Here is a 23,447-nt window from a genome sequence, read left to right as displayed (position 1 = left end):
TGCAGTACTTTGTCGGACTACCTTCCTATAAGGATGAAAAGCCGTTCGATGCTTCTTCGATGGTGCACTTCCGCAAACGTCTCTCCTCCGAAATTCTGATTGAAATCAATGAATTGATCCTCAAACCTATAGAGGATGGAGCAGATGATTCCCAAGCTGACGATAATGACAATAGTGATGACAATGATGCATCGGGATCTAAGAATGAAGGGACGCTCATTCTAGATGCCACTTGCGCGCCTTCAGAAATCAAGTTCCCGCAAGACACGGAACTGTTGAACGAATGTCGGGAAAAGTTGGAAGGCATCATCGACGAAATCTGCGAAGCAAACCACCTTCCCAAACCGCGTACCTATCGGAAAATAGCCCGAAGGGATTATCTCAACATCGCACGCAAGAAAAAGAAAAGCGGCAAACAAATTCGCAAAGCCATCGGCAAGCAACTGAACTACATCCGGCGGGATTTAGGATACATCGACGCATTTATGGAGCAAGGTTATACGCTAGGACCGAAGCAAGTCGACCTGTTGGGAACTTTGCGGAAATTGTATGAACAGCAGCTCTACATGCACACAAGTAGGACGCACAAAGTGCAGGATCGCATCGTCAGTATCAGCCAGCCATTTATCCGCCCAATTGTCCGCGGAAAAGCCAAGAACCCGGTGGAATTCGGAGCCAAACTGGACATGAGCATAACCAATGGGTACGCCCGAATCGAGAAAATTTCCTTCGATGCCTACAACGAGAGCGAATGCCTCATAGTTGCGGTGGAACGCTACAAAGAACGGATGGGAGTGTATCCTGAACGAGTTTTGGCGGATAAAATATACCGAAATCGCACAAACTTAAGCTACTGCAAAGAACTCGGAATCCGATTATCCGGCCCGTCGCTCGGTAGGCCCAAGAAGGATCAGAAGATTGACAAAAAACAAGAATACACCGACAACTGCGATCGAGTAGAGGTCGAGAGAGGCTTCAGCCTGGCGAAAAGAAAGTATGGGCTCAGGCTTATTCGAACACGCCTTGAAGAGACCAGTCTCTGTGTGATTGCTTTATCCATCCTTACAATGAACCTGTCCAAGGTTTCATTGCGCATTTTTTTGACTTTCATCCAATGGATGAGCTTCCCTAGAATTGAACCCCTAATGAAGCCGTAAGCTAAAAATAGGGATTTATTCAGCAGGCATTAAATAATGATTGGGTGAAATTTGATACGATTGAGGCAATCAGCCTTCTGCATTTTTTGAGATTTTTTCAAGCAGGCTCAAAAAAGTGGCGATTTCTTCTTCGGTCAATCCTTTGGACAATTGGCTCTCCACGGAATCAATCACTTGCTCTGTATTTTTTTTTGCATGCAAAGCCTTATCCGTCAATATCATTTTTCGCAATCTGGCGTCATAAGGAACGGTTTCCCGAAGCAGCAAGCCATCCCTTTCCATAGTGTTCAGAATGCCTGTGACGGTCGATTTGCGTATGTCGAATTTCTGCTCGAGATCTTTCTGGAAGACATCTCTTTCGATGGATTCTCTGGCGAGATAGGAAACGATCGCAAATTGCATGCCGGTCAGGCCATAACCATCATTTTCGGTCAAGTGCCTGTTCATGAGGCGCTTAACTTGTTGCCAAACCGACCTGATCCGAAATCCCAGCAGTTCTGTGTTGCTCATTATTTTTCACCACCCATGTAGTTCGTGCCCTAACTATATTATGCCTGTTACAATGGATTGTCAATCATCTTGCTTACATTTGAATCTTTTTTATTTACTAATAATACCGGGTGGGGTATAATGCGTTTTGTTGATAAGAAATTAAAGTAAAAATATACAGTTTAAGAAAGGATAGATAAAGAATGAGCACACAAGTAACAGATACAACATGGCAGAGTGAAGTACAAGACGGTTTGACACTGATGGATTTTTGGGCGCCTTGGTGCGGACCTTGCCGCATGCTCGGACCAGTTTTGGAAGAAATCGAAGAAGAGATGGACAATAAAGTGAAAATTGTCAAATTGAACATCGACGAGAACCAAATGACGGCTTCCCAGTTCGGCATCATGAGCATTCCGACAATGGTGTTGTTCAAAGATGGACAACCGGTGGAAAAACTGACAGGCTACCATCCGAAAGATGTTTTGGTTGATTATTTGGAAACAAAATTAGCGTAATAGTTTATGAATGGAGGGCTGTCTCGTTTAGAGGCGGCCCTCCTTGTTTGCCGCCTGACATGATATGTGATGCGATTGTTTGCCGCCTTCTCGCTGTGATATAATGGGCTATCATGATCAGACAGAAAAATAAATGCTTGCACAAAGGCACAGAAGGGCGGAAACAGATGGGCGAAAGTACATTGTATCAGCATCAGACGCTGGGGGATCTGATGGCGGGGGTATTCGATGGGACCCTGACATTTGAAGAACTATTGAAGCATGGGGACATCGGAATCGGGACTTTCCATGATTTTGAAGGGGAACTGATCCTGTTGGACGGCATCGCCTATCAAGCGAAGGCGGACGGATCGATTTCGAAAGTCGATCCATCCCAGACAACGCCGCATGCTGCGGTGACTTTTTTTCAACCGGACCGTGAATACGACATCGACCGGCCGATGACGCTGAGAAAAGTCAGGTCGGATATTGTCAAGCGCGTGCGCAGCCGGAATGTGTTCTCGGTCGTCAAAATAACCGGGCATTTTGAATACATGCATACGCGGGCGGTGCCGAAGCAGCAAAAACCGTATCCGCGCCTGATCGAAGCAACGCGTGTCCAGCCGGAATTCGAGTCCTACGATATGCAAGGGACGGCAATCGGCATCTATACACCTGAATTGTTTGATGGCGTAGCCAAGGGTGGCTTCCATTGCCATTTCATCAGCGATGACCGCAAATTGGGCGGACACATCCTCGATTACATCGTGGACAACGCGAAATGCGAGATCCAAACCATCGAAAGCATCACGCAACATTTCGCCGTCCAATCCGATGATTTCATGGACAAGGAAATCGGCTACCACAACTTGGCGGAAGAAATGGCCGAAGCAGAAGGCTAATAAAGATAAAAAGCGTTGGATAGCCTCCGGAGACCGGGATTATCCAACGCTTTTAAAATTGTGTAGTTATTCGATTTTTTCCAGAACAACGCGGCCCAATTGCGCCTCGATTTCTTCAGTGGTTGCGATATCCGGGGAGAAAGCTGTTGCAGTTCCGGCAGCTACTGCTACCCGGAAAGCTTCCGAAGCGTCTCCTGTCCGGATGAAGGTGCCCACGAACCCGGCCACCATGGAATCTCCGGCTCCGACCGGATTGGCGACTTTTCCGGATAAAGGCGGCGCATAGATGACTTCATTCGGTGTAAATAGCAAGGCGCCATCCCCGCCCAAGGAAACGATGGCATGCTGGGCGCCCAATTCAACCAACTGCTTGCCGTAAGGGATAACCTCCTGCCAAGTGGCGAAAGTCCGGCCGAAAAATTCTCCGACTTCCTTCTGGTTCGGCTTGACTACCAAGGGGTTGTACTGCAGGCTGTTGCGCAATTCATCCTTTGTGATGTCGCAGGCAAAAGGCACGCCTTCCTCATGCAGGGAGCGGATCAGCTGTTCATAAAAATCCTTCGGCATGGAAGGCAGTTTGCTGCCTGACATCACAACGAAATCCTGCGTTGAGATGTCCTCGAAACCTTTCATGAAACGGGTGACTTCTTCAGCGGTTGCGCTGGGACCGTAGTCGCTGATTTCGGTATCCTGCTCCGACTTCAGGACGAGATTGATGCGGGTACGCTCTTTGATCACGGTGAATTGGTTGAGGATATTCAGTTCCTCCATGTATTCGCGCACAAAGTCACCGGTGAAGCCTCCGCGGAAGCCCAATGCAATCGATGGGATTCCGAGTGCTTTCAGGACGCGCGAAACCATGATGCCTTTCCCGCCGGGCGTTATCAGTTCATCCTGCATGTGATGGGATTGACCCAAAGTCAATTGGGGGACGGTGACGATATAATCGATGGTCGGATTCAGCGTGATTGTGTAAATCATGTGTAACTCCTCCTGTCTGGATGGCACGTGGTTCTTTTTGCTTTCAATCAAAGTATAACCCTGTCGGCAGGCAAACTCAAAAGATAGCTTTTTTGCGCCCGCACCCTATCCAGAACGAGAAAAGCGGCGAGCATATACACATGGAAAGGGACGGAATTGTGCTAAAATAAAGGGCATCATGAAAAGGTCCAAATTAGATAAATAGAGTATACGAACAGGAAGGAAGAAGCTTCGGATGACAGACGAGAACTTAACTGAAAACATAGACGAGAGGCTGAAAGGGATAGAGAACAACATCAGGAAAAACATGTCCTTGAGCAGCGTCCCGGTCTTGATGGAAGCCATCCGGACGCATCCGGATCATCCGCATGTGAATTACTTGTTGGGGCTTAGCCACTACAAGAACCGCAATCTCGAAAAAGCGATGCATTATGCACTGCGGGCGGTGGAATTGGACGGAACCGGCGATGCCTATTTGACGCTGCTGGCGAAGCTTTATGCGGAGGACGACGATGACAAGGCAGCCGAGAGCTATGCGCAGGCCGCCTTCACCCGCAACCCCGCCAATTGGGAAGCGGCACTTGTGCTGGCGAAAATGGCCTTCGAAAAGAACGACCTCCCGCGGGCGTTGGAACTCGTCGATCAGGTACTCAAGCATACGCCGAAGTCTTTCGCGGCATTGCGATTGAAATCGAAAATCTACCTGCAACAGGAAGAGGAACTGGAAACGATCCTGTCATCCATAGAAGAATCCGAGAAATACGGCTATGACGATGCCATCGAATACGACCGCGTTTATGCCTACTATATCCACGGCCGTTTCGACGAATGCCGCCGTATCCACAAGGAATTGGAACGGACACGGCCGCTTTCGCACAGCACCGAAAAAGTCGGCAAACTGATCGCGACCATGCAGTCGAGCAGGCTGGCAAGAAGGGCTCCGCATACTGATTATTTCCATATGGATGCGACCCATTCCAACCGAAAAGTCAAAGTTTCTTTGGAAGAGTCTCTGGCCGAGCTGAATGATCTGATCGGTCTGACGGAAGTAAAGGAGACCATCAACCGGATCGTGAAGCTGGTCGAATACGACAAGAAACGGGCCTACATGCTGTCAATCGAGAAAAATGAACAACCTTCCTATCATTTCGCCTTTTCCGGCAATCCCGGCACAGGGAAAACGACGGTAGCCAGAATTCTGGGGGACATCTTCTATTCCTTGGGCATCCTCGAATCGGGCCAGTTGGTGGAAGTTGATCGCTCAGATCTGGTCGGCGGCTATGTCGGCCAGACTGCCCAGAAGACCAAAGCTGTCATCGAATCGGCCATGGGCGGCGTGCTGTTCATCGATGAAGCCTATTCTTTGGCGTCCTCGGACAGCGATTCGCTTGATTACGGATCCGAAGCCATCGATACGTTGATCAAATCGATGGAAGATCACCGCAATGATTTCATCGTGATCCTTGCGGGTTATGACACCGGCATGAAGCAGTTGCTGAAATCGAATCCTGGCCTGTCGAGCCGGATCAATATGCAGATCGATTTCGAGGATTTTTCCGACCATGAACTGCTGGAAATCGCCAAGGCGCAAGCCAAGGATAACCATTATACGCTGACCGAGGAAGCGGAGCAGGCCTTCAAGGTGAAAATCAATCAGGAAAAAGTCGTTCCGCAGTTCGCCAATGCCCGTGCCGTCCGAAACATCATGGAAGAAGCGATGCGCGAACGGGCTTTCCGTCTGAGCGAAAAGTCCGTGACGAAGGATGATTTGGTCATCCTTGAGCCGCTCGATTTCGGCATCGACCCGAACCAGCTGTTCGGGGATAATATCGAAGACTTGATGGCTCAGCTGCGCAATCTGGTCGGATTGAAGGATGTCAAAAAACAAGTCAGCTCGATCATGAACTACGTGCGCGCCGAGAAACGCCGCGAAAAGATGGGGCATCCGATGAACGATTTGTCCTTGCACATGGTCTTCACCGGCAACCCCGGCACAGGCAAGACGACCATCGCGCGATTGATCAGCCAAATCCTGAAATCCATCGGTGTGCTGAAGCGCGGACACATGATCGAAGTCACGAGGGAAGATTTGGTCGGACAGTACGTCGGACAGACCGGACCGAAGACATTGGAGAAAATCAAGGAAGCGTACGGCGGCGTCCTGTTCATCGATGAGGCCTATTCCCTTTATTCCGCTTCCGAAAACGATTTCGGTTATGAAGCCATCAGCACCTTGATCAAGGAGATGGAGGACAACCGCGACAAATTGGTCGTCATCATGGCGGGCTATCCGAGCGAGATGGAGCAGATGCTCAGCATGAACTCCGGCATCCGCAGCCGTATCGCCTACACGGTCGATTTCCCGGATTACGATAGTGAAGAACTGACAGAAATTTTCCACATGGCCGCCACTCAGCAAGGTTTTGTGCTGACGGAGGAAGCCCAGGAGAAAGTGAAGAATCTGTTCGTGCAGTCCTATACAACACGCGACAGCCATTTCGGCAACGCCCGCACAGCCAGGAGCCTCTTCGAGAAGGCGAAGCTGCACCAAAGCAACCGCTTGGCCGAAGATGAGGAGGCCGACCTGTTCACGATCCTGCCTGAGGATATCGGAGAGAATTAGTGGACAAACAAAAAACTTCTGCATTACGGAATTATTCCGTAATGCAGAAGTTTTTTCTTTTATTCGGCGTTTCCTGATTTTTTGATTCCGGCAATCCCGAAAGCGCCGGGACCGCCATGGGAAGTGATGACGCCGCCGGTCTGTACCCAAGTGACATCCCGGAAGCCGTTTTGCTTCGCGTAGTCTTCCATTTGGGTCATGATTTCTTCATCCAAACCGAGCGAATGGATGAGGTACAGCTTGTTGTCGTCAATTGCGTAAGCCTTCAGGTAGTCATCAAAAAAATCGACAACGACGCGGTTCATCATGCCGCGGTATTTTTTTGTGGAAACCAATTTGCCGTCGATCAATTCGATTGTTGGTTTTATCTTCAGCAGCGATGCCCCCAAATAAGCTGCATTGGAGACGCGGCCGCCTGCCCGCAGGAATTCGAGACCGGATGGCATGAACGAGAAGTGCGTGCGCGGCACTACAGATTCGATGGCGGAAACCAATTTTCCCACTGCGATATCCGGTTCCTTTTCAAGCAAATCAGCGGCATAAAGTACGATCGCGGCCAAGCCGCCGGATACGTTCAGGGCATCGATGAGGTGGATGTTCTCGAAATCTTCCGCCGCCAACACGGCACTCTGAAATGAGGAGGAAGCCTTGGAGGTATAGCCGATATGCACGATGCTGCTTTCGGGATGCTCAGAGCGGATTTTTTCGAAAAAGGCGGTATATTCGTTCGGATTGGTTGCGGTCGTGGAAGGGTTTTTTTTGGTTCGCTCGTAATAATCATACAGATCTGTGACCGGAAAAGAGCCATCAAGATGATCGACATCATCCATGATGACGTGCATCGGGACAATCCGGATAGTGTGTTTCTTTGCCAACTCAGTGGGGATATCCGCGCCGCTTTCAGTCGTAAGGATTACTCTGCTCATGTTATTCCTCCGTCTCCAATGGTCAAATATATTATTGCCAATGGACTTAATTTGTTGGTTCCAATATACCACACTTTTAGTGCCCGACCAAAAAGTGTTATGATGGCATCAGAACCAGGAAGGGAAGAATGAGGCATGGATAAGAGAGGTAAAAACCGGAAATCTGATCGCGTTACGATGCTTGCGGTTGCGGGATATGTGCTGTTCTTGGTGGTTGGCTTTCCCGCGGCTCAGAAAGCAGGCGGCTTCTATCCGGCGTTGATGGTTTTGGCGGGAATCGCCGTTTTGTTGACTATCGTCTATTATCATTCGCGCGTGAATGCGTACAGCTGCCCTCAGTGCCGCCGGAAATTCAAAATCAGCTTCCTGACGGATCTGCTGTCTTTGAACGGAGGCAAGCAAGGCAAACGCTTGACCTGCCCACATTGCGGATTCAAAGGTTGGATGCAGGAGACCGCGCCTGACGAGGAATAAACAAGCAGGAGCAGGTTTGTTGGCTAGCGTTGGGTCAAATTGTCGAATGCACTTCTTGCATTCAACCATTATGTCTCATTCAGATGCAAAATTGTCGAATGTCCTCAAGCATTCGGCAATTTCATCCCGTACGGCAATAAAATTGTCGAATACACTTCCTGCATTCGACAATTTCAGCCCAACCATGCATCAAGCTAAGGTCTACACCGGCGATAAAATCAGAAACGAAAAAAAACAGAGGTCGTCTCATATTGCTTTGAGACGACCTCTGCCGAAAATCAGATTATTTGGTTGCTTTTTCTAGATGCTTGCTGCGCAGTTGGCCGCAGGCAGCATCGATGTCGGTGCCGTGCTCCTTGCGGATGACGCAGTTGATGTTGTTCTTTTTGAGGATATCATAGAATGCCAAAATATCCTTTTTGGTGCTGCGTTCGTATTTGATGTGTTCGGCAACCGGATTGTAAGGGATCAGGTTCACGTAGGAAAGGTGACGCTTGTCCTTCAACAAGGCAACCAATTCGTGCGCCTGCTCCGGTCTGTCGTTCACACCAGAAATCATGATGTATTCGAAAGTGATGCGGCGGTTGGTCTTTTCCAGATATTCGTCGATGGCAGCCATGACTTCCTTCAGAGGATGTTTACGGTTGATGCGCATCATGCGGCTGCGGATTTCGTCGTTCGGCGCGTGTAGGGACAAAGCCAAGTTGACTTGCAGTCCGTTTTCTGCGAATTCGCGAATTTTCGGAGCCAATCCGCTGGTGGAAACGGTGATGTGGCGAGCGCCGATTGCCAAACCTTTGGCGTGGTTGACGATGTTCAGGAAGGCGATGACATTGTCGTAGTTGTCGAACGGTTCGCCGATGCCCATCACGACGATATGGCTGACACGTTCGCCATTGCCTTTTTGATCCAAGTAGTGCTGGATCTGCATGATCTGTGCAACGATTTCGCCGGCAGTCAGATCGCGTTGTTTGCGTTTCAGGCCGCTTGCGCAGAACGTGCAGCCGATATCGCAGCCGACTTGGGTCGTAACGCAGACGGACAGTCCGTATTCCTGACGCATCAGAACGGTTTCGATCATCAGTTTATCTTCCAGTTGGAAAAGATATTTCGTTGTGCCGTCCGCTGATTCTTGGACGACCACTTGATTTAGGGGCTGCAGCAAGAAGGTGTCGGAGAGAAGGGCAACCAAATCTTTTGACAAGTTTGTCATTTCCGAAAAGTCCAGGACGCGTTTGATATATAGCCAATCCCAGATCTGTTGGGCGCGGAATTTTTTCTGGCCTTGTTCCAACAGCCAGGCTTCCAGCTGATCCAAAGTCAATCCATAAATAGAAGGTGTATTCATTTTACTTTCCTTTCTTTACCGTACAAATTTTCAATCCATATCATAACACATTTTTATGAAAAGGGAATGGCTTCCGTAAAAGAAGTGAAAGGGAGCGAAAAAGCACTTCAAATGCCCGGAATTCCCGGTGAAGGAATGCTCGCCGGGAAAACACCGCCGGGAGCGTCCGGAATTCCCGACGAAAGAAGTGTTTGCCGTAGCGGAGTTGTCCGCTAAAATCGGAACAAATCCTTCAAGAACAGTAAGCCGATGCCGAACATCACCAAAGTCGCAATGCCTCTGGCAACATTTCCCAAACGGCGATTCGTATGGCTACCCATCACTTTTTTATTGTTGCCGATGAATTTGATCGTCAGTCCGTGTAGCTTGCAAGCACTTGCATTGCCATATGATATACTATTGACAAGAACGCAAATAACGAAAAATCCAGACTGTTGAGGTGGACTAAAATGGAAGAATCAGCTATAAAAATTGAAACGATCGATGCATATATCAGCCGCTATGATGGGGATATCCAGGCAATCCTGCAGGAGTTCCGCCGGGTGATAAAGGAAGAAGCCCCCGATGCGAAAGAGAAAATCAGCTATCAGATGCCGACCTTCTACCTGAACGGGAACCTGGTGCATTTTGCAGTGCAGAAAAATCATATCGGTTTCTATCCCGCACCAAGTGGCGTTGCGGCTTTCAAGGAAGAATTGACGGAATACAAGACCTCAAAAGGCGCCATCCAATTTCCGCTTACGAAACCTATCCCATACGAGCTTGTGCGCCGGATCGTCCGCTTCCGGGTCGAAGAAGCGAAGCAAAAAAAGAAACAGAGCAAATAATGAGCCGTCTTGCTGGATTATCTGAATTATAAAAGGAGGCATATGATGGATCTACATGCTGTTTTAACCCAAGTCATCCCGACATTGGCAAGTCTGATCGAAGGCATCGGTGTCCTGATCATCCTCTATGGATGCGTCAAGTCGTTGTATCTGTTCATTATGGACAAGCTGAATCTGAGCAACAACCAACCGAAACTCGAGTTGGCCAAAGCGCTGGCGTTCAGTCTGGAGTTCAAACTGGCCGCGGAAATATTGAAGACAGTCATCATCCAGACAATCGACGAATTCATCGTGCTCTCAGCCATCGTCATCCTGCGGGTTGTGCTGACGGTCGTCATTCATTGGGAAATCAAAAGCACCAATTCAGAAGAAGGGGAGTGATTTTTCCCCGCTCTTGGCAAATGGAATGAAAACGTTCTCTTTTCGTCCCGTTTTTGCCATCCTTTCGACATACTTTTTTCCTATACTGAACCTGTAGAAAAGAGGATCATCAAACATACAAAAAAGGGAGCGAATCAAAATGAAAAAATGGCGGAACGGAATTGTAGGCGGGGCTTTGGCAGTGTTATTGTTCAGCGGCACAGGCGTAATGGCATCCGAGGACGAAGAGTTATATGGCGCAGCAGCGGTCAGCGAAGGCGAAACGTATACAATAGAAGAAATGTTGGTTTACGCCATCCAGGATGAATACATGGCTGAAGCGTCCTACCTTGCAATCATGGATGCATACGGAACAATCAAGCCATTCACGAGCATCTCCAAAGCGGAAGGCACACACATTTCCTTATTGTTACCACTGTTCGAAACTTATGGATTTGAAGTTCCGGAAAATGAAGCGGAAGCTCGAATTGAGTTGCCTGCGTCTTTGGCGGAAAGCTTTGAAAAAGGCGTGGCCGGTGAAATCGAAAACATCTCTGTTTATGGGCAATTTCTTGGGGCCGAAGATTTGCCGGATGATGTCAGAAGCGTCTTTGAACGCTTGATGACCGCATCCGAAAAGCATTTGGCAGCCTTTGAACGCGGCGTTGATGGAAATCCCGACGGAGCTGGCAGGAGAAAATGATGTGAATCCCATACGTAACAAGCCCCGCGCAGAATAAACTTGCGCGGGGCTTGTTACGTATGAGTGTTTGATCTGCTGGTTGTCCGATAACAACGAAGAATCGGACAACCTCCAAGCAACCCACAAGCAATCGACACGCAAGTACAACAGGCTATATTTCAAAAAAGAAAGTATTGAAGACTATTGTCAAAAACTTTCGTAGTAGCTCATTTCCATACCCAAGATATACTCAGGACGTTCTTTCTTGATGCGGTGACCGGCTTTGTGGGCATCGCTCTTTTCCCAGTTCTGCCAATCCTTTTTGGAATCCCATTTGATCAGGACGAGTACTTCTTCGCTCTCTTTGTTGACGGATCGGACATAGGTCTCAATCCTATCGAAACCGGGTTGTTGAGGCAGTAAGGTACTGTTCTTGAATTTATTTACAGCGGCCTCCGAGAAACCGCGGGCAATCGATAATTTTCTGGCTTGGATGAACATGTACGGAACCTTCTTTCGTTTATAATGAATACAGCTTATTTTTATATAGTGGATAGTATAGCAGAACTGGCTGGAAAGTGTGAGGGGAAGATTAGAAAATAATGTGGAAAAAATCTGAGCATATGGGAACAATGGATTCACGTTCTGGTTTTTTGCGAGAACTTGCATCAAGTATCTTTTCCGCTTAGAATGTAAGGACTGCAATATGGACAGAAAGGAAGAGGCTGGATGCGATTGGATAAACTGCTCTGCGAATGCGGCTACGGTTCGCGAGGACAAGTGAAAAAATTGATCAGAAGCAAACAGGTCAGAATCGACGGGGAAATCGTGCTAGCGGACAACCGCAATGTCGATCCGCAGCTCCAGACGGTCATCGTCTCGGGGAAAACGCTGGTGCACCGGACCAATGTCTACTATATGCTGCACAAACCGGCTGGCGTTGTTACGGCGGTATCCGATGAAAGCAACCGCACCGTCATCGATCTGATCGATCCGTCCGACCGCAGACCGGGCCTCTATCCTGTGGGACGGCTGGACAAGGACACGGAAGGGCTGCTGCTGATCACGGACAATGGGCAGCTGGGCTATCAGCTGTTGCTGCCGCATAAAAAAGTGATGAAGCGCTATGAAGTCGTCGTGAACGAGCGCGTGACTACCGCCGATCAGGAAGCCTTCGCTGAAGGAATCGTCTTCCACAGACGGACGACCTGCAAACCTGCCCGGTTGACCATCCTCAGCCACGGAGACGATGAAAGCCGCGTGCTGCTGGACATCAGCGAAGGGAAATTCCACCAAGTGAAGAAGATGTTCCTCTCGGTCGGCAAGAAGGTCACTTACCTGAAACGCCTGACGATGGGACCGATCGAATTGGATGAATCGATTCCGCCGGGCAGCTACCGGCCGCTCAACGAAGCGGAATTGGAACAACTGAAGCCGTATTTCCGCTAGAAAGAAGGCAAATCAACCAAAAAGAGGAGGAGCTAATCAAAGCTCTTCCTCTTTTTGGCGTGCCAAGGCTTTTTTCCTCGGTTTGGTCTGCGTCAACCGGTAGCTTTCCGTGATGATGCGGTCCGCAATCGGGTAAAGCTCTTCAGAAACGAGCCGCAAGGTGATCCAATGGGTCTTGTTCATATGATAGGCGGGCATGATTTCCGGAATCGTCTCGCGCAGAAATTCGTTCCGCTCGGGAGTATTCTTTACGTTCAGCCAAACTTCACCGTTCCGTTCATAGATGTAAGCGAAAGTTTTCGGGTTGCCTTCGTGGCGCATGACGGTCCATTCCGAGTCGCCGAACGGATAATCTTCGATGACATGCGCGTGTTCTTGGCAAAGGGCAATAAGCCGATCCCGGACAGAAATTTTTTCTTCCATGCTGATCCTCCTTTCCAATTCATTTTATGCTACCTCCATTATATTCAATTTTCCCGAAAATGGCTCGCATCGGATCGAATCTATTGACAAATGGATGGATGATGCGATAATAGATAGCGTGCTATGTATAACTGCTCGGAAAGGAGGAGACATTTTGATATCACGCGAGATGATGGGGGCCTATATCCCGATGCTTCATAACCAATTCAAGGAACAGATGAACCTCCTGGTGGGTAAAATCGACCTGACCACTTCCCAGATTCATATCCTTTTCTTTCTGAAGAGCCGTGGTGACGAGGAAGTGATCCAAAAAGACATCGAGGAGACTTTCAATCTTACTAATCCGACCGTGACCGGAATCATCAAACGGTTGGAAGCGAAGGGGTTTGTCACACGGACGGTCAGTTCGAAGGATGCCCGCTCCAAGAGCATCCATCTGACCGAAAAAAGCATCGCCGCCTCAGAAGAGATGAAGCGGGCTATGCATGAAGCCAATAAAAAAGTTTTCGAAGGCTTTACTGAAGAGGAACTGAATGTGTTGGAAGAATGCTTCATAAGGATGCTGCACAACCTGGAAGGCGGCTGCAGCCACCAACATGGACATGGACACGGGCATGTGCATAAAAAAGAAAACAACTAAATTTAGGAAAGAATAGGGAAAGCATATGAAAGTGATAATGAAGTACTTAAAACCTTTTGCCGGTACGATACTGGTCAGCTTGCTGATTTTGTTCGGTCAGGCGATCGGCGAATTGAGCCTGCCGAATCTGATGAGTGACATCGTCAACACGGGCATCCAGAACGGAGGCGTCGAACAGGAAGCGCCTGAAGCACTGCCGGCGGAAGGTTTCGCGCTTATGACATTGTTCATGGATGAAGAGGATAAGGAAACGTTCCAGGAAAGCTATGAGCTGCTCGAGGGTGGATCGGCGGAAGCCGAGGCCTACAACGCAGAATTTCCGGAAAGCCAGGAAACGGATTTCTACGTGCTGGATGAAACCGATCCGGAACAACTGATCTCGTTGGAGAGCATCTTCAGCAAGGCAAGCTACAGCTTCGTGACGTTTATGCAGGAAATGGGCGGACAGCAAGGCGGTACCGCGGCAGTCGATGCCGAGAGCGGCTTCGAGAATGTCGATTTGGATCAACTGTACGCGTTGGTGCCGCAACTGCAACAGCTGCCACAGGAAGCGTTCACTGCATCGATGGATGTTGCCGATGCTGCCGAGCCGATGCTCTACAGCCAAATCGGGATCCTGTTCACGAAACTATTCTATCAAGATCTAGGAGCGGATATGGATGCGCTCCAAAACCAATACATCATGACGAAAGGCGCACAGATGCTCGCCATCGCAGTTGCGGTGTCCGTTGCTTCCGTAGCGGTCGCGTATTTCTCTTCGCGTATCGCCGCGAAAGTGTCCGGTCGGATGAGAAGGGATGTCTTCGCCAAAGTCGAAAGTTTTTCCAACACTGAGTTCGATAATTTTTCAACAGCATCCCTGATTACGCGCACAACCAATGACGTGCAGCAAATCCAGCAACTGATCACGATAGGCATCCGCATGCTATGCTACGCACCGATTTTGGCTACCGGTGGTCTGATTATGGCAATCGACAAAAGCGTTTCGCTGGCGTGGACGATTGCCGTTGCGGTTATCGCCCTTGTCGGCATTATGATGACAATCCTGTCGATTGCGATGCCGAAGTTCAAAGTGCTGCAAAGCTTGACGGACAGATTGAATCTTGTCAGCCGCGAGAACCTTTCCGGCATGATGGTCATCCGCGCTTTCGGTAATGAACCGTTTGAAGAGAACCGATTTAACGACGCCAATGAAGATTACACCTACACAAACCGCTTTGTGCAGCGTTTGATGTCCCTGTTGATGCCGGCGATGATGCTCGTCATGAACGGTGTTTCGCTGTTGATCATCTGGTTCGGAAGCCAGCAAGTCGCTGATTCTGCTCTGCAGATCGGGGATATGATGGCCTATATCCAATATGTGATGCAGATCATCATGGCCTTCTTGATGATTTCAATGATGTTCATCTTCCTGCCGCGTGCTTCTGTATCGGCAACACGGATCGGGGAAGTGTTGGATACGGATTTGAGCATCACGGATCCAAACGACGCGCAACCGAGCTTAAAGAATGAAGGCCTTATCACCTTCAAAGATGTTTCTTATCATTATCCGAAGGCGAGCGAGAACGTGTTGAACAACATTTCCTTTACCGCTAGACCAGGCGAAACGACGGCAATCATTGGTTCGACCGGTTCCGGTAAATCGACATTGATCAATCTGATTCCGCGCTTCTATGATGTGACGGACGGCGCCATCGAAATCGACGGCATCGACATCCGCAAAATGACACAAGCCGATCTGCGCGCTAACATTGGCTATGTCCCGCAGAAGGGGATGCTTTTCTCAGGGAATATTGTATCCAACATAGCGTATGGAAAAGATGATGCTTCGACGGATGAAATCATGAAAGCACTCGAAGTCGCCCAAGCGAAAAACTTTGTTTCTGAGATGGAAGACGGCATCGAAACGGCTATTGCACAAGGTGGCGGCAACGTCAGCGGTGGGCAGAAACAGCGCTTGTCCATTGCGCGTGCATTGGTTAAAAAAGCGCCGATCTATATTTTTGACGATAGTTTCTCAGCGTTGGACTTCAAAACGGATGCGGCTTTACGTTCGGCTTTGGATGCCTACACGGATAACGCAACTGTCCTGATCGTGGCGCAGCGGATCAGCACGATAATGGATGCGGAACAGATCATCGTTCTAGATAAAGGCAGGATCGTTGGGATAGGGACTCACGATGCGTTGATGAAAAACTGTGAGACTTATCAAGAAATTGCTAAATCTCAGCTTTCGGAGGAGGAATTAGCATGAGCGAAATGAAACAAAGAAGAACGCAAGGCGGACCGGGCGGAGGCCATGGTCCCATGGGTGGGATGAGCGCTCCGGTGGTGAAAGCGAAGGACTTCAAAGGCGGATTCAAAAAATTGGCCGCGTATCTGTCGCCGTTCAAATGGCTGATGGCAGTTGTCTTCATTTTGGCGATTTCGTCCTCTCTATTCGGGATTGTCGGACCAAAAATCATGGCTTTGGCCATCGATAAATTGGTCGCCGGCATCATGCTGAAATTCACTGGCGGATCCGGCGAAATCGATTTCGATTACATCGGTACCGTACTGTTGGGGCTTTTGGGCTTGTACGTGCTGAGTGCCACTTTCTCTTATCTGCAAGGGTTTCTGATGTCGGGTGTCTCCGCAAAAGTTTCCTATAAACTGCGCAAAGATATCATGGAGAAAATCAACAAATTGCCGCTGGCTTATTTCCACAAGAACAGCCAAGGGGACGTGCTTTCCAGGATCACGAATGATGTGGATACGCTGAATACCAGTCTGAACCAGAGCCTCACCCAGATCATCACGTCGATCACAACACTGGTAGGTGTTTTCATCATGATGCTGACGATCAGTTGGTCGCTGACACTTGTCATCCTTGGCGTGCTGATTGTGTCCATGATGCTCCTGATGCTGATCATGTCGAAGTCGCAGAAGCACTTCGCTAATCAGCAAAAATACTTGGGTGCGGTCAATGGCCATGTTGAAGAGATGTATGGCGGACATGTGGTTATGAAAGCCTTCAACGGGGAAGCAAAATCGGTTGCCGCTTTCGATAAAGAGAATGATCAATTGATCGAAGCCGGATTCAAAGCTGAATTCCTTTCCGGTTTGATGATGCCCTTGTTGAGCCTGATCGGAAATCTTGGGTATGTCGTAGTCTGCATCATGGGTGGTGCGATGGCGGCTGCCGGAAATATGACGATCGGGGATATCCAAGCCTTCCTACAGTACGTGCGCAACTTCACCCAACCTTTGACGCAAGTCGCGCAAGTGGGGAGTCAATTGCAACGGATGGTGGCTGCCTCTGAACGAATCTTCGAATTCCTGGAAGAGGAAGAAGAGACAGTGACCGAAGCAAAAATCGAAATGGCGACCGCTGATGTGAAAGGGAATGTCCGTTTCGAGCATGTCAAGTTCGGTTATGAACCGGATCATCTGGTCATCAAGGACTTCTCCGCTGATATCAAAGAAGGACAAAAAGTCGCGCTCGTTGGTCCTACCGGTGCCGGCAAGACGACGATGGTGAAATTGCTGATGCGTTTCTACGATTTGACGGGTGGAGCCATCTACATCGACAACCACAAACTTACCGATTTCACGCGCAGCGATCTGCGGACGGAATTCGGGATGGTGCTGCAGGATACATGGCTATACAACGGCACCATTATGGAAAACATCCGCTACGGGAAACTGGATGCGACGGATGAGGAAGTCATCGCTGCCGCGAAAGCTGCGCAAGTGGATCACTTTGTCCGGACATTGCCGGATGGTTATGACATGGTCCTGAACGAGGAAGCCAACAACGTTTCTCAGGGAGAGAAGCAATTGTTGACGATCGCGCGCGCCATCCTTGCCGATCCGCAGATCATGATCCTGGATGAAGCGACGAGTTCGGTCGATACGCGGACGGAAGTGCTGATCCAGAAAGCGATGGACACGCTGATGCACGGCAGGACGAGCTTCATCATCGCGCATCGTCTGTCGACCATCAAAAATGCCGACCTGATCCTCTGCATGAACAACGGGGACATCGTCGAACAAGGAACCCACGAAGAATTGCTGGCGAATGGCGGCTTCTACGCCGAACTCTACAACAGCCAATTCGACGAAGGCGAAGAAGTATAAGAAAAGCGAAACGGGTTCGCTCAGCCCTGATTAAGGAAACACTGTGACCTAATCGGTCAAGTACTCTGATGTCACAGTGCGACATCAGAGGGCCTCACTACGAAATCAGTTGGATGGCCTGATGACAGGATTAAGCGATTGAAATCGCAAGAGTCATGACAATTTAGGAAATCTGGCCTCGCAACGTTCCCTACGGTCACCTTATACTGGTGCTCTAAGGGATGAATCCCTAAGAGTCCCATGCAAATGAGCATCGTAGAGCGCAATTGCTGAGAGACTTCCGAAACAAAGGAATCAACGTGACCGTACCGGTCAGTTGTATCATGTTTCTAAGCCATCAAAGATGGCAAGAACCATGACAAGTCGAATAGTATGTCTTGGCTCGCAGAGACAAGAGGTTCCTTATTCTTTTTTCCGAAGGGCTAACCCGTGCAGCTAGCCAATGCTTTGGGGTGCATAGAATATTTTGAAACTCTATAAAACACCAACGGTGATGCACTTTTGATTCTATAAAAGTTCTCTATTATGACAATAAAACTGCATCATGCAGTCTAAAGAAGATGATCCCAAGCCGCAATCGGGATCATCTTCTTTATTTTTTTTGCCCAATTTCCAAAAAATAGTCGTTAAAGTGGATTTGTCAATACAGATTTTGAAAAATGCTTATCGAAGCGGTCCCAAATGGAAATTGGAGCATCCGCAAGAGGAGTCTAAACCATCAAGAAATGGCATCGTAAGGCACTTATCTCGGCGAGGATGATAGCGTTCACAAATTGTTAATAATAAAAGAGTTGTAACCGGTTACCTTTCGGTGATATTCTTTCCTTAGGTCTTACAACCAGGTTTTATTAAATACGTTGCGAATTCTTTTTAAAGCAACTAAGTTTCACGATGTGATAATAAAAACCTGTTTATAAGTTCTGGATTTTTAATTTGGAGGGGAATTATATGTCAAAAAAGGATTCAACGGTTCTGAACGAAACGAAACTCAATCGAGCCAAACTATGGCAGATCGTGTTATTCACTTTGAATAACTCATCAACAAATATATACTTGTTCGCCTTTGGTTTTGTCGTCTACTATTCCACAGGGCTTGTAGGCTTAACCGCGTTGTTCGTCAGTCAAATTATGGGGTATATCCGTATCTTTGATGGTGTAATCGATCCGGCTATTGGAGTTTTGATTGACAAAACAGATACTAAATTCGGCAAGTATCGTCCTATTATGGTTTTGGGCAATCTTATTACTGTTATTTCCTTCTTGGTATTATTTAATATTCATGGTCTGGGCGAAGGAATGAAAATTCCGATTTTCTTACTTGCATTAGTCGTGCATAAAATCGGCTACTCCTTGCAAGCAACGGTTACAAAAGCCGGCCAAGCAGCGTTGACAAGCGATCCGAAACAGCGTCCTATCTTCAATATCGTTGATGGTTGGGTAACGACATTATTGTTTACGGGTGGTCAAATTGTTGTCGCAAACTTCCTAGTGCCGAAATACGGCGGTTTTACTCCGGAATTCTTCAAAGTATTTATTCCAGGAGTCATGATCATTTCAGCTGTTCTAGGAATTTTGGCAATCATTGGTATTGCGGAAAAAGACAACAAACAATACTTCGGTATCGGTGAAAAAACAACCAAAACATCATTCAAAGATTACTGGGCAATCATCAAAGGCAACAGACCTTTGCAAATGTTGACCATGGCAGCAGCTTTTGTGAAATTCAATGCACAAATGTTCGGAGACCAAGTTGTATTGATGATCCTGTTCGGTATTATTTTCGGTAACTTTGGTTTGTCAGGAACAATCTCGTTAGTGCTGATTTTGCCTAACCTTTTATTCACAACCTTTGCGGCAACCATTGCTCAAAAAAGAGGATTGCGTTACTCCTACGTTCGTTACTTGCAGGGTGCCGTTGTTTCATTGGCCCTATTAGGCGGCTTGCTTTTCTTTGCAAATCCAGGAGACTTAAGCTTCTCTAATGTAACGTTATGGACAGTTGCCTTCACAATCATTTTTGCCTGTGCGAAAGGTTTCACATCCACACCATCAGGCTTGGCCTTGACGATGGCAGCTGATGTCTCCGACTATGAAACAAGTGTTTCCGGGCGTTATGTTTCCGGTATGTTGAGCACTATGTTCTCATTGACTGACTCTGTAGCATCATCGTTCGCTCCAATGTCGATCGGGTGGATCTTAGCCGCTGTAGGATTTGCGTAAGCTTATCCAACGGCTGACACACCGCTTTCGCCACAATTGCGCCTGGCTGGTATTGTAATGATTTCAGTTTTGCCTTTAGTCGGTACACTTATTGCATTAATGTTCATGAAATTCTACCCATTGGATAAAGAAACGATGGAAAGTGTTCAAATTAAAATTGCAGCAATGAAACAAGCAGACCCAAGTGATCACGATAATGAAGCAGAAATGCCTCAAGCGATCCCTAATGCAATCCCTGCAGTAAATGACTAAAGCTACGATTTTTCATTTTTGAGCAAGGCAAGGACAATAATGTTAGCGGTTACGGAGGGAGCCGGCCTACACCGGATAACAAAAATAACTGTATTATAAAGCCCGAGAAGATGATGATAAGCTATCGGGGTCATCTTCTCTTAATAGTTCACTAACCATTGTAGAGAAAAGAGGAAAATCTTATGGCAGAAGAAAAAGTTGTTAAGCAGCAAAATCCAGCAAACGATATGAAAAGTAACTTAACCCTGAAGCATAGATTAGCTTATGGAGCCGGAGATGCCGGTGGGGTTGTTACCCTTGTGCTGATCGGAACGTTCATGAACCGATATATTACAAATATATTGGGCGTATCATTTGCGACGCTATCTGTACTGTTGCTTGTTTGGAATATTTGGGATATGGTCAACGATCCAATGATGGGGACTTTTATGGATAAGTCTTTCTCTAAGGTACAGGGCAAAAAAGATAAGTTCCGTCCTTGGATGTTGCGCTCTATCCCGCTAATTGTGATAGGCCTTATTGCATTCTTCTCTGTACCTTCAATGTTTGAAGGAACCATGCGTTTGGTAGCAATTTTTCTATTGAAAATTATTTACGAGTTAGGTTACACCATGATGAATATTGCTATGGGATCCGTTCTTGGGGTGATGGCCTTAAATGATAAAGAGAGAACGACTTTATCTTCAGCTCGTGGTATGGGATCAACGCTCGGTGGTCTGATCGGTTCCATGGCTTTACCGGTGATTCTTGCGCGTTTAGGCGAAAATACAACAGGTTATATGGTTGCAGGTATCTTCGTAGCTGTATTAGGTGGTTTGCTGGTCTTCTTCCACTATTGGGGAACGGAGGAACGGAATGTTGCAGCAAAACTTGCCGCAGAGGAACAAGCCGAGCCGACAAAAGTTACTGATATTTTTGTTACATTAGCCAAAAATAAAGCTTTCCTGTCGCTTTGCTTGCACTCCATTGTAATCGTTTTCGGTCAAAACCTATTCAATGCAACGCTTCCTTACATTTACGGCGATGTATTTGGTGATCTGGGCTTGATGGCATCCGCTTCTGCAATCGGTATGGGTTTACCAGTAGTGTTGTTGCTTATCGCTCCAAAATTGGTAACATTAATTGGATCGACTGTTAAGGTAATCCGTACATATTTATTGCTGAGTGTTGTTATTTTTGTTGGTTTGTACGTTTGGAAATTAGTTGGCGACTTATCGCCAGTCTTCTATATGATTGGTGCCAGCTTAGGGATCGCTTTCATGATGATGTCCGTTCAACTGCAATGGGGTCTTGTTTCAGAATCCATTGACTACAACGAATACATCACAGGAAAACGTTCAGAAGGTTCAATCTATGGGAACTTCTCACTGACAAGACGTGTTGGTCAAATGTTGGCGCAATCACTTGTTGTCTTGATGATCGGTTGGATTGGTTATAGCCAACAGGCAGCTCAAAACGGCCAAGCACAAACAGCTGAAACGGTTGAAGGACTGATGCTATTGAATCTTATTGGTCCTGCAGTATGTGCCTTATTATCATGGGCTTCCTTCAAATTCATTTGGAACATTACCGATGAAACTCGTGCGGAAATGACTTCAGCTCGTCAAGCAAGACTTGATGAATTTGCTAAGAAACAAGCTGAATAATAAGATTGTTAGAGAGGTGCACTCATGAAATTAAGAAGTCACTTATTAAATGTATTGATCAATGATGAAGTGGAGGCTTACTTAAAGGAGAACGATGTTATCATCGTGCCTTTTGGACCAACCGAACTCCATGGCGGCCTACCATTGGATTGCGAAACGATCTTGGCTGAAGGGATTGCCTTATTGATGGCCCAAAGGACAAACTCACTTGTCCTTCCGCATGTACCGTATGTTTATTCTGGGGCAACCGCTTCAGGTAAGGGAACCATCCAATTAACCGGTAGGGAAAGTGCTGATATGTTGCAAGGTCTTGCACATTCCTTACTGCGGTCAGGCTTCAAAAAACAGATCTATATCAGTTTGCATGGCCCAGCCCATATCTCAATAAACCCAGTTGTCCGGGATTTCTTTGATGAAACCGGGATCGCCATTCTCTATATCGACGGCATGATAACAGCGCAGAAATCCGGTGTCTTTTCAGATCCGAAAGCGATGATGCTCAATTTGGATAAGATGATTCTTGGGGCTTACAAGCTGCGTAATCGTTTGGATGATATTTTGCTGACATCTGATTATGCAGAGCCGGTTACCCAGACACCAGCGGTTTTCGGTAACCTGAGTGCCCAAGCCTTTCAATCCGGAGCAACCGGTTATTATTTCAAGGAACATTCGGACCATATGGCAACTTCTGCCATACCTGATGTTGAAACACGAGACCGAATGGCAGAAGAAGGACTGGTACTGCTTAATAAGATGGTGGATGCAATTGATTTTCCAACTTTACTGAAGGAAATGGCGATTCAGGAAGAGTATCTTGACGATGTTTACAAACGTTTCCCGCACGTACCGGCCGCCTACAACCGACACAAAAATAGTTAAATAGTTTCATAGACTGCTCTCCAAAATGTGGGGGCAGTTTTTTTGGATTTGATTTATCCAAAAAATTCCCGGCGAAATCAGGATTCGCCGGGAATTTCTGCCAGAAGGAATGCGCACTTAATCTGTTGCCGTTTTTTTAATCTTTCAACTTCATATTTTCGTAGTTCATGTGCGGGTTCAGAAGTCCGCGATTGCTTTTCAGGACGAAAGAGAAGCTGCTGTCGTTGAAGTCGATGATGTTGTCCTCATCCAGTTGTTGCAGGCTGTCCTTGGTGACTTTTATCGCGCCAAAGTTGGTATCCAGAACAGTGTCGTAGTTCGGGTTTTTCGCATCATACGCACGGATCGTGAACATGCTGCTGTCCGGTCCGCCGCAGCCGTAGATGGTACTCATATGCAAAGAAAGTTCCTCTGTCATCCCCAATTTTTCCAGTCGTTGTATGGCATTTTCTGTGAATGTCAATTTCAATTTAAATCACCTCTTGCCTTTCATTATAGAGCATGACAACGTGAATCAGATCGGATATGCTCACATCAACAAAATGTTTGACAA

At 47.5% G+C, this 23,447-nt stretch carries 23 protein-coding genes; 16 read left to right on the top strand and 7 right to left on the bottom strand.

Annotated elements, in window-relative coordinates:
• Window positions 1-1,157: IS5 family transposase (locus TES5_RS02140; RefSeq protein WP_068559234.1), on the top strand; the 1,157-nt coding region annotated here is incomplete at its 5' end.
• Between the two features lie 69 nt (window positions 1,158-1,226).
• Here the strand turns inward: TES5_RS02140 and TES5_RS02135 are convergent.
• Window positions 1,227-1,667, bottom strand: coding sequence for a MarR family winged helix-turn-helix transcriptional regulator (locus TES5_RS02135; protein WP_068559232.1), 441 nt, complete (start codon window positions 1,665-1,667; stop codon window positions 1,227-1,229).
• Between the two features lie 182 nt (window positions 1,668-1,849).
• On the opposite strand from TES5_RS02135, the gene trxA reads away from it, so the two are divergent.
• Window positions 1,850-2,164, top strand: a complete 315-nt coding sequence (gene trxA, locus TES5_RS02130) for a thioredoxin (RefSeq protein WP_068559230.1) — start codon at window positions 1,850-1,852, stop codon at window positions 2,162-2,164.
• 167 nt (window positions 2,165-2,331) lie between these two features.
• Complete coding sequence (gene budA, locus TES5_RS02125) at window positions 2,332-3,045, top strand: acetolactate decarboxylase (RefSeq protein WP_068559228.1); 714 nt, start codon at window positions 2,332-2,334, stop codon at window positions 3,043-3,045.
• Between the two features lie 66 nt (window positions 3,046-3,111).
• Here the strand turns inward: budA and pfkB are convergent, their stop codons facing one another.
• The gene (gene pfkB, locus TES5_RS02120; protein ID WP_068559225.1) at window positions 3,112-4,026 is read right to left on the bottom strand and encodes a 1-phosphofructokinase; all 915 of its coding nucleotides are present in this window, start codon (window positions 4,024-4,026) and stop codon (window positions 3,112-3,114) included.
• Window positions 4,027-4,261: 235 nt separating this feature from the next.
• On the opposite strand from pfkB, the gene TES5_RS02115 reads away from it, so the two are divergent.
• Entirely contained in the window at window positions 4,262-6,649 is a 2,388-nt protein-coding gene (locus TES5_RS02115) for an AAA family ATPase (RefSeq protein ID WP_068559223.1), read from the top strand.
• A gap of 59 nt (window positions 6,650-6,708) precedes the next feature.
• Here the strand turns inward: TES5_RS02115 and TES5_RS02110 are convergent, their stop codons facing one another.
• Window positions 6,709-7,575, bottom strand: a complete 867-nt coding sequence (locus TES5_RS02110) for a DegV family protein (protein WP_068559221.1) — start codon at window positions 7,573-7,575, stop codon at window positions 6,709-6,711.
• A gap of 135 nt (window positions 7,576-7,710) precedes the next feature.
• Here TES5_RS02110 and TES5_RS02105 point away from each other — a divergent pair, with 135 nt between their 5' ends.
• Window positions 7,711-8,049: a hypothetical protein gene (locus tag TES5_RS02105; RefSeq protein ID WP_068559219.1), complete on the top strand. Its 339-nt coding sequence runs from the start codon at window positions 7,711-7,713 to the stop codon at window positions 8,047-8,049.
• Window positions 8,050-8,332: 283 nt separating this feature from the next.
• Here TES5_RS02105 and rlmN read toward each other — a convergent pair whose 3' ends face one another.
• On the bottom strand, window positions 8,333-9,397 hold the full coding sequence (gene rlmN / locus TES5_RS02100) for a dual-specificity RNA methyltransferase RlmN (protein WP_068559217.1): 1,065 nt from the start codon (window positions 9,395-9,397) through the stop codon (window positions 8,333-8,335).
• A 449-nt stretch (window positions 9,398-9,846) separates the two neighbouring features.
• Between rlmN and TES5_RS02095 the strand changes: the two genes are divergently transcribed.
• The 3 genes from TES5_RS02095 (at window position 9,847) to TES5_RS02085 (ending at window position 11,287) form a co-directional block, all read left to right on the top strand.
• Entirely contained in the window at window positions 9,847-10,224 is a 378-nt protein-coding gene (locus tag TES5_RS02095) for an iron chaperone (RefSeq protein WP_068559215.1), read from the top strand.
• 45 nt (window positions 10,225-10,269) lie between these two features.
• On the top strand, window positions 10,270-10,605 hold the full coding sequence (locus TES5_RS02090) for a DUF1622 domain-containing protein (protein ID WP_068559213.1): 336 nt from the start codon (window positions 10,270-10,272) through the stop codon (window positions 10,603-10,605).
• Between the two features lie 139 nt (window positions 10,606-10,744).
• Window positions 10,745-11,287 carry a ferritin-like domain-containing protein gene (locus TES5_RS02085; RefSeq protein WP_068559212.1) on the top strand — a complete coding sequence of 181 codons (543 nt, stop codon included), beginning with the start codon at window positions 10,745-10,747 and terminating at the stop codon, window positions 11,285-11,287.
• Window positions 11,288-11,473: 186 nt separating this feature from the next.
• On the opposite strand, the gene TES5_RS15310 is transcribed toward TES5_RS02085, so the two are convergent.
• Window positions 11,474-11,767, bottom strand: coding sequence for an antibiotic biosynthesis monooxygenase (locus TES5_RS15310; protein WP_068559210.1), 294 nt, complete (start codon window positions 11,765-11,767; stop codon window positions 11,474-11,476).
• A 228-nt stretch (window positions 11,768-11,995) separates the two neighbouring features.
• Here TES5_RS15310 and TES5_RS02075 point away from each other — a divergent pair, with 228 nt between their 5' ends.
• Window positions 11,996-12,715: a 16S rRNA pseudouridine(516) synthase gene (locus TES5_RS02075; RefSeq protein WP_068559208.1), complete on the top strand. Its 720-nt coding sequence runs from the start codon at window positions 11,996-11,998 to the stop codon at window positions 12,713-12,715.
• A gap of 36 nt (window positions 12,716-12,751) precedes the next feature.
• Here TES5_RS02075 and TES5_RS02070 read toward each other — a convergent pair whose 3' ends face one another.
• A complete protein-coding gene (locus tag TES5_RS02070) occupies window positions 12,752-13,138 on the bottom strand; it encodes an MmcQ/YjbR family DNA-binding protein (RefSeq protein WP_068559206.1) in 387 nt (128 codons plus the stop codon).
• A 154-nt stretch (window positions 13,139-13,292) separates the two neighbouring features.
• On the opposite strand from TES5_RS02070, the gene TES5_RS02065 reads away from it, so the two are divergent.
• The 7 genes from TES5_RS02065 (at window position 13,293) to TES5_RS02040 (ending at window position 22,894) form a co-directional block, all read left to right on the top strand.
• Window positions 13,293-13,778, top strand: coding sequence for a MarR family winged helix-turn-helix transcriptional regulator (locus tag TES5_RS02065; protein ID WP_068559204.1), 486 nt, complete (start codon window positions 13,293-13,295; stop codon window positions 13,776-13,778).
• A 37-nt stretch (window positions 13,779-13,815) separates the two neighbouring features.
• Window positions 13,816-16,032, top strand: coding sequence for an ABC transporter ATP-binding protein (locus TES5_RS02060; protein WP_198143278.1), 2,217 nt, complete (start codon window positions 13,816-13,818; stop codon window positions 16,030-16,032).
• Window positions 16,029-17,897 carry an ABC transporter ATP-binding protein gene (locus TES5_RS02055; RefSeq protein WP_068559200.1) on the top strand — a complete coding sequence of 623 codons (1,869 nt, stop codon included), beginning with the start codon at window positions 16,029-16,031 and terminating at the stop codon, window positions 17,895-17,897. Before TES5_RS02060 ends, TES5_RS02055 begins: the two co-directional genes overlap by 4 nt.
• A gap of 948 nt (window positions 17,898-18,845) precedes the next feature.
• Window positions 18,846-20,117, top strand: a complete 1,272-nt coding sequence (locus tag TES5_RS02050; protein ID WP_369813477.1) for an MFS transporter — start codon at window positions 18,846-18,848, stop codon at window positions 20,115-20,117.
• A 57-nt stretch (window positions 20,118-20,174) separates the two neighbouring features.
• On the top strand, window positions 20,175-20,369 hold the full coding sequence (locus TES5_RS15755; protein ID WP_369813476.1) for a hypothetical protein: 195 nt from the start codon (window positions 20,175-20,177) through the stop codon (window positions 20,367-20,369).
• A 182-nt stretch (window positions 20,370-20,551) separates the two neighbouring features.
• The gene (locus tag TES5_RS02045) at window positions 20,552-22,015 is read left to right on the top strand and encodes an MFS transporter (RefSeq protein WP_068559198.1); all 1,464 of its coding nucleotides are present in this window, start codon (window positions 20,552-20,554) and stop codon (window positions 22,013-22,015) included.
• Window positions 22,016-22,039: 24 nt separating this feature from the next.
• Entirely contained in the window at window positions 22,040-22,894 is an 855-nt protein-coding gene (locus tag TES5_RS02040; protein WP_068559196.1) for a creatininase family protein, read from the top strand.
• 136 nt (window positions 22,895-23,030) lie between these two features.
• On the opposite strand, the gene TES5_RS02035 is transcribed toward TES5_RS02040, so the two are convergent.
• The gene (locus TES5_RS02035) at window positions 23,031-23,363 is read right to left on the bottom strand and encodes an iron-sulfur cluster biosynthesis family protein (protein ID WP_068559194.1); all 333 of its coding nucleotides are present in this window, start codon (window positions 23,361-23,363) and stop codon (window positions 23,031-23,033) included.
• Window positions 23,364-23,447: the final 84 nt, after the last annotated feature.

This window comes from Trichococcus sp. ES5 (assembly GCF_900067165.1).
Lineage (GTDB): Bacteria > Bacillota > Bacilli > Lactobacillales > Aerococcaceae > Trichococcus > Trichococcus flocculiformis.
This window is presented reverse-complemented; position numbering and strand designations above follow the sequence as displayed.